Annotated in this window: 6 protein-coding genes; all 6 read right to left on the minus strand. The window is 50.2% G+C overall.

Annotated features, from left to right (window positions below):
• The coding region (locus Q0526_RS12355; RefSeq protein ID WP_298734066.1) for a hypothetical protein at positions 1-1,303 on the minus strand (1,303 nt) is incomplete at its 3' end.
• A gap of 280 nt (positions 1,304-1,583) precedes the next feature.
• The gene (locus tag Q0526_RS12360) at positions 1,584-2,723 is read right to left on the minus strand and encodes a zinc-ribbon domain-containing protein (RefSeq protein WP_298734068.1); all 1,140 of its coding nucleotides are present in this window, start codon (positions 2,721-2,723) and stop codon (positions 1,584-1,586) included.
• 279 nt (positions 2,724-3,002) lie between these two features.
• Positions 3,003-3,818, minus strand: coding sequence for a tyrosine-type recombinase/integrase (locus tag Q0526_RS12365; protein ID WP_298734074.1), 816 nt, complete (start codon positions 3,816-3,818; stop codon positions 3,003-3,005).
• Complete coding sequence (locus Q0526_RS12370) at positions 3,721-3,996, minus strand: hypothetical protein (protein WP_298734076.1); 276 nt, start codon at positions 3,994-3,996, stop codon at positions 3,721-3,723. Before Q0526_RS12370 ends, Q0526_RS12365 begins: the two co-directional genes overlap by 98 nt.
• A gap of 434 nt (positions 3,997-4,430) precedes the next feature.
• A complete protein-coding gene (locus Q0526_RS12375) occupies positions 4,431-4,670 on the minus strand; it encodes a hypothetical protein (protein WP_298734070.1) in 240 nt (79 codons plus the stop codon).
• Positions 4,671-5,201: 531 nt separating this feature from the next.
• Positions 5,202-5,705 carry an IS30 family transposase gene (locus tag Q0526_RS12380; RefSeq protein ID WP_298734072.1) on the minus strand — a complete coding sequence of 168 codons (504 nt, stop codon included), beginning with the start codon at positions 5,703-5,705 and terminating at the stop codon, positions 5,202-5,204.
• Positions 5,706-5,864 lie beyond the last annotated feature (159 nt).

Below are 5,864 nucleotides of genomic sequence, written 5' to 3' on the forward strand. Positions count from 1 at the left end.
CGTCAGCCGCAACCTCCATCACCTTTTCCTCCACCTGCTTGTGGTTCACTTCGTCATAGATGTTCAGAGTGATTTCCTTGGTGGTGACGACGGGCTTCACGCCGACATACACATAACCATCAGGAGTGATCGTGAGATCGCCGGTCACAGTGAACTCATAGCCGGCGGGAAGGGTAATGGCGCTGGTGTTGATGGTGGTAGCGTCAGCCGCAACCTCCATCACCTTTTCCTCCACCTGCTTGTGGTTCACTTCGTCGTAGAAGTTCAGGGTGATTTCCTTGGTGGCGGGAGGCAGTTCCGTATACTGAGCGACGAAGATTACTTCACTCGTAGTTCCCTGCGTTCTCTGCAAAATAATGTTATAAGAAACATAATCCCCTTTTTTGAAAGAAGTGGTGATACTTTGATCTGCGGAAGTCCACTTCCACGAATCAAAGTCAAAGCCCTCAGGTGCTGTGACTTCAGGTACCTGGAAAGCCTGGCTGCTCTGCGGATTCAGCTTGAGTGTTGTTGTGGCGCCGGGTGCAAACTCGCCGCCGGCGGCTGCAAACTTGACCGTGATATCCTTTTCCAGATAATCCGCCTTGCCGTTGTTATTGCTGTCCTCGGCCCAAACGGCATACAGAGTGGTATCCTTGTCGATGCGTTTGGTCTGATTCGCATCGATGATACCTGCGGCGTTCTGTGCATCCAGGCTCGTAATGAGATCCTTTTTCGTCTCGCTGAAGCCAAGAAGAACAGCCTTGTCTCTGGTAAAGGAAACGCCATTGCCAACCGCAACCGCGTCGTGCTCTAAAAAGTTCTGTACAACAGCAGATTCCTTACCGCCGTTGGGATCATAGGTCAGCTTGACATCCAGGAGAATCTGAGTCATATGATTAAGCCCACCAAGATCATGTACAAGCTGCCCGGGATCAATAGCAACCGGAATTTGATATTTTGTTCCTGTTTTATCAATTTGGGCACAAATAGTAATTGCAGTAACATTATCGCTTATACCACCCCAGTGGTCTATAGAAGTATTTTGAACCTTCCAAGCGTTATGCTCTTCCAAGTACCCGTTTGTACCGCTTCCGTCAACCGTATCAGAGCCGGAATGCACAAAAATCTTATCAATTTTAATTTCATTCTGCTCATGCCCGGGGTTGTAGTTCTGCACAACTTTCTTGATTTTATCAAGATACATGATGTGGAACTCAGTGTCGTTGACACGCCGTGCTTCCGGTGCGGCAAACGCCGACGCAGGCATCAGTCCGATGACCAGGCAGAGCATCAGCAAAACTGCTGACAATCTTCTTTTCATCAATGTTTCCTCCTTTATAGAATTACGCTTACGCGCGCACGGAAACCCTCGGGCGGCTCTCTCAAACCTGGTACATGGAGATCCGCAGTCCTTGCGCTTCCGCAAATTTGCCATACGCCGGAGTAAACGCTCCTGACCCCACGGCGTTTCACCTTGCTGCAGGTGGCCTGTCCTGTCTGGCCGACAGAGGCAGGGCTGGATATGTTCCTGTACCTCCTCACCCTTTCCTGTTTCATTTGATATACAGATATATGATGCCCTGCTGATCGCAGGGCAGGGGTCACAATACGGGTCGTCCCGCGCCTTGATGAAGGGGCTTTGACGCGGGCAATTCCAGGTTCGCATGCCGCCGTTTTGCCACACCGGCGCAGACGGGGCAGCCGCATTTTTGCGATCCTGCCCGGGCATAAACGACGGCTTTCCACACATGGCCATAATCACACTGCCACCACGCTCTCCGGTGAGAACCGGTCGTGACCATCTGAGGAGTCAAGGCGCCATTGAGATTAGGATGCCATTGAGCGGCAACTTTTGGTTCCAGGGTCGCCAGATCGTTGAATCCTGGCAGCACCTTTTTTCCGGTACAATACGGACATTCGCTTCCACGGGTACGCGCTGTTACAGCAGCCTCATAATCATGGCCCTTTTCACACCGCCACCAGACTTTACGGTTGGAATTTGGCGTGACCTGTTGTGGTGATAGCTTGCCGTTTTTTTCCGAATTCCACTGGGCCGCAATAACAGGAAATTGACTTGCCAAATCATTTTCACCCGGAAGCACTGTTTTTCCGCTGCACACCGGGCAACCGCTTCCGGATACCCGGGATGCTACCGTAGCCTGCCACTTATGGCCTTTCTTACAGATCCACCACACCTTTCGTCTGGTACCCGGCACGACGGAATCAGGAGTAAGGTTTCCGTTTTTATCCATATCCCACTGAGCAGCGAGCATGGGGTACTGTGATGCCAGATCGTTTTCATTGGAGTGGATCTCTCGGTTCGCACACACCGGGCAACCACAGCCGACCACACGGGATTTGACCTGTGCTCGCCACTCGTGTCCCTTTTCGCATATCCACCAGACCATCCGATGGCTGCCGGGCAAAACCCGGGCTGGATCAATGTTACTGTTTCGCGTTGGGTGCCACTGGCAAATCAGGTCAGGAAATAGTGTGGCCATATCGTTTTCTCCTGACTGCGCAACCTTACCGGTGCAGACCGGACAGCCGGTTCCGCCGCCCGTTCTGGTGTATACTGCGGCCTGCCAGCGATGGCCTTTTTCGCACTGCCACCAGACTTTGCGTTTGCTGCCGCGGCAGATGCAGGTCGGCGTGATGGGCAAATTTGTATCTACTACCCATTGCTCCAGCAGTTCTTGCCGTCTTTCCCGTATGCAGAAGTCGTACAGGCTCTCACGCATGGCCAGTCCCCCTTTTAGGCAGAATCGACATTCTGAATAGTTCCTTGCGTCTTTTCGCTTCAAATAAAAAGATGGGCACAAAAAATTGCCCGTCTTTCTCGTAGAAAGCGGGCAAAAGAACGCAGAAATCCAGGCCGCAAATGCAAATTATGCCTGCGACCTATATTTTTGTGCTCAAAATCTTGAATATACCTTGCTTTTGATTTTCACACCTGCTATAATGAAGGCGTATATATTCCGGTATGTAGTCGACAGTGGGACAGAATGTCGATTCTGTGACTATGACACCAGCCCCAGTCGGTCAATCTGTTGCCGATGCTCCACGCCAGAGGAAACTAGGTAGATGCGTGTGGTTTCGATGTTGCTGTGGCCCAGCAGGTCGGCCAGCTTGGCAATATCCCGGCAGGCACGGTAGAAAACTGTGGCAAACAGGTGCCGCAGGTTATGAGGGAATACTTTTCCCGGCTCCACACCCGCATACTTGCACAGCCCTTTCAGTTCCGCCCATATCTGTCGGCGGCCAAGTTCTTTTCCGCTTTTGGTGCGAAAGATTGCGCCGGAAGCGGTTTTCTGTTTTTTCGCGTACTTCAGCAGTTTGCGGCAGAGTTTTCCGGGGAGCAGGATGGTGCGGATCTTACCTTTGAGGGCGATTTCTGCCTTGCCCTGTTGAACAGCTTCCACCGTGATATATGGTACTTCGCTGACCCGGATACCGGTGGCTCCAATGGTTTCCACCAGAAGGCCCAGCCGTTCCCGCCCTAATTGATAGGCCGTGTTCAAAAGTCGCTGGTAGTCTTCCTTCGTCAGTTCACGGTTGGCATCCCGAAACAGGCGGCGCTGTATTTTCAGGAACTTTACCCGGCACTCCTGCAGGTCGAGAAACTCCAGTAAACTGTTCAGGGCAGAGAGCATAGCATTGACTGTGGTCGGGGCATAGTCTTGAGACACAAGGTGGGACTTCCACTCTGAGGCTAACTCCTTGCTGATATCACGACCATCAAGCCAGCAGGCAAATGACCGGATGTCCCGGAGATATTTCTCCACGGTTGCGCCGCTCTTTTCCTCCGCCAGAAGGTAATGAGCATACGCTTGGATTTGATGTTGCGTTAACTGATAATTTTTCATAGCGATCCTCCCATTGTATACTGCTATTGTACAGGAAGCCGTGGATAACAAAGCCCACAGCGGCAAATATCGCTGTGGGCTTTGCACACCATATTGATAGGATTGCCACTGGCACAGGAAAGATATGCGCTTCCGATACTTTCTTCATCGCATTCCCTCCTCCTGCACTCTAAGGTTATCTTCTTACTTGTGGGAAACGGTGAGGTTCTGCTACACACTGGTACAGTACCGCTCCGCAGCGGCGGCAAATCAGGTATTTCAAGCGATTTCCCAGAAGTCCGTGATACTTGAATGTAACCAGGGCTACACTGTGCTGCCAGCCTTCACCGATATCCTGTGATCCGCAGTACTGGCATCTGGTAACGGGAACTTGTGCCATAGTGTTCTTCTCCTCTCTGTTTTGTTGGCTGTAAACACACAATACCGAGAGACGATCCAGAAGTCCAGAGAATGTTGCTGCTCAAAATGGAGAAGATCAGAGATGAAAAAAAGGCAATACGCCCAAAAGCATTGTACGCCTGACCGCATAAAAATCAGGCATCTCTCTCCGCTTCTTCCGCTGGAAAGAGATGCCTGTCCGTTTCAAAGTGATTCAGTTCGTATGCCAATTCCCATGCCAATTTGACCCACAGAAGAAACTATCCACGGAGATCTCTTCGCAATCAAGCTCAGGGCATCCATGATCCGCAGCACCAGTTTTCTCTCTGATTTTTCCAATTGCTCGATGAACTGCTTGTGACAAGCTTTAATTTCCTGCTCAGCTTCCACCATAGGCAGTGGCGTGTAAAATCTGTTGTAGAGCTGTTTCAGAGCGTCGTTCATGTGTCCTACCTCCTTGCAGCAAGACACCATACCACAGGTCATCTGAAAAGCCACTACAATATTTGCTTTTTTGTCATTATCCAAACTCGAAGCTTTGTTCGTTATCTAAAAATGCATTATGAGCAAAAAACAGGGGATGTGGTGTTCCACATCCCCTGTTTTCCCCATACACAGCATTAAGCCCCATAGGTCCACATTGTGTACCTATGGGGCTTATCAGTTCGCAGGTGCTTCTTTTTGGGTATATCGCAACCGTATAGATACCCAGGCTTCAGGTTTGCACCCAAAACCAAATCACAACCCAGCACAGCGGTTGTGATTTGGAAAGGAGGAGCAAGGAAGCGGGCGGATGACGTCTTTTTTGCCATGGGAATAAAAAGACGTCGGAGCAAAGCGGACTTTGCTCCGACGTGGAAGGGGAGGTTAAAATCGATATTTTTACTTTGTGGCAGAGAACGCCTCGTTTTGGAAATTTGCATAGCAAATCATTTCTGTACAAATGCAGAGATTTAGGTATAGTGAATTGTCAAACTAAGTGCAACAGGAATTGAGTTCAAAGTCCCATAATTCCTGGGCGGAATGGAAGTTAAGAATCTTGCGAGGCCTGGCGTTGATCAACGCCAGGTTTCGTTTTAGTGTGGCGGGAGCAACACGGGAAAGATTTCTGCCCTTGGGATAAAACTCCCGGAGCAGACCGTTCAGATTCTCATTGGTGACTTTCTGCCAGGCGCAATACGGGTCGGTAAAATAGACTTCACAATGCAATCGTTCTTCAATGCGGTGCCAGTTGGCAAACTCTGTACCTCGGTCACAGGTAATGGTCTTGACCAGCTGAGGAGGAAACGCGGATAGTGCGGCAACAATAGCGTTCTCCATGGTCTCTGCTCGTCGGCCCGGGATCTTCACTGCAATGTAAAATCGGGTTTTGCGTTCTGCCAGAGTAGCAAAACAAGCCTTGCTCTTGCCCTGGCCGCTCACCACCGTATATTTTCGTATACAACTGCGCTCTTCTATGCTAAGATGATGGTAGTTCATACGGTTCCCTCCCGGTGGTTTAGTTGTGTGGTAACTCTATTCTACCAGGGTTCCGTATGAACTTCTTTTTATTTTCCTAAAGTGTTGCACTTGATAGTATAATTGTAAGCGTCAAACGTGGGACCGGGTAGACAGGTATGAGAGAATAGTGGTGGAACG

It is taken from the genome of uncultured Subdoligranulum sp. (assembly GCF_937890665.1).

Coding starts and splice junctions, on each gene's coding strand:
- Q0526_RS12360 (WP_298734068.1), bottom strand. CDS start 2,723: ATGCGTGAGAGCCTGTACGACTTCTGCATACGGGAAAGACGGCAAGAA.
- Q0526_RS12370 (WP_298734076.1), bottom strand. CDS start 3,996: ATGAAGAAAGTATCGGAAGCGCATATCTTTCCTGTGCCAGTGGCAATC.
- Q0526_RS12375 (WP_298734070.1), bottom strand. CDS start 4,670: ATGAACGACGCTCTGAAACAGCTCTACAACAGATTTTACACGCCACTG.
- Q0526_RS12380 (WP_298734072.1), bottom strand. CDS start 5,705: ATGAACTACCATCATCTTAGCATAGAAGAGCGCAGTTGTATACGAAAA.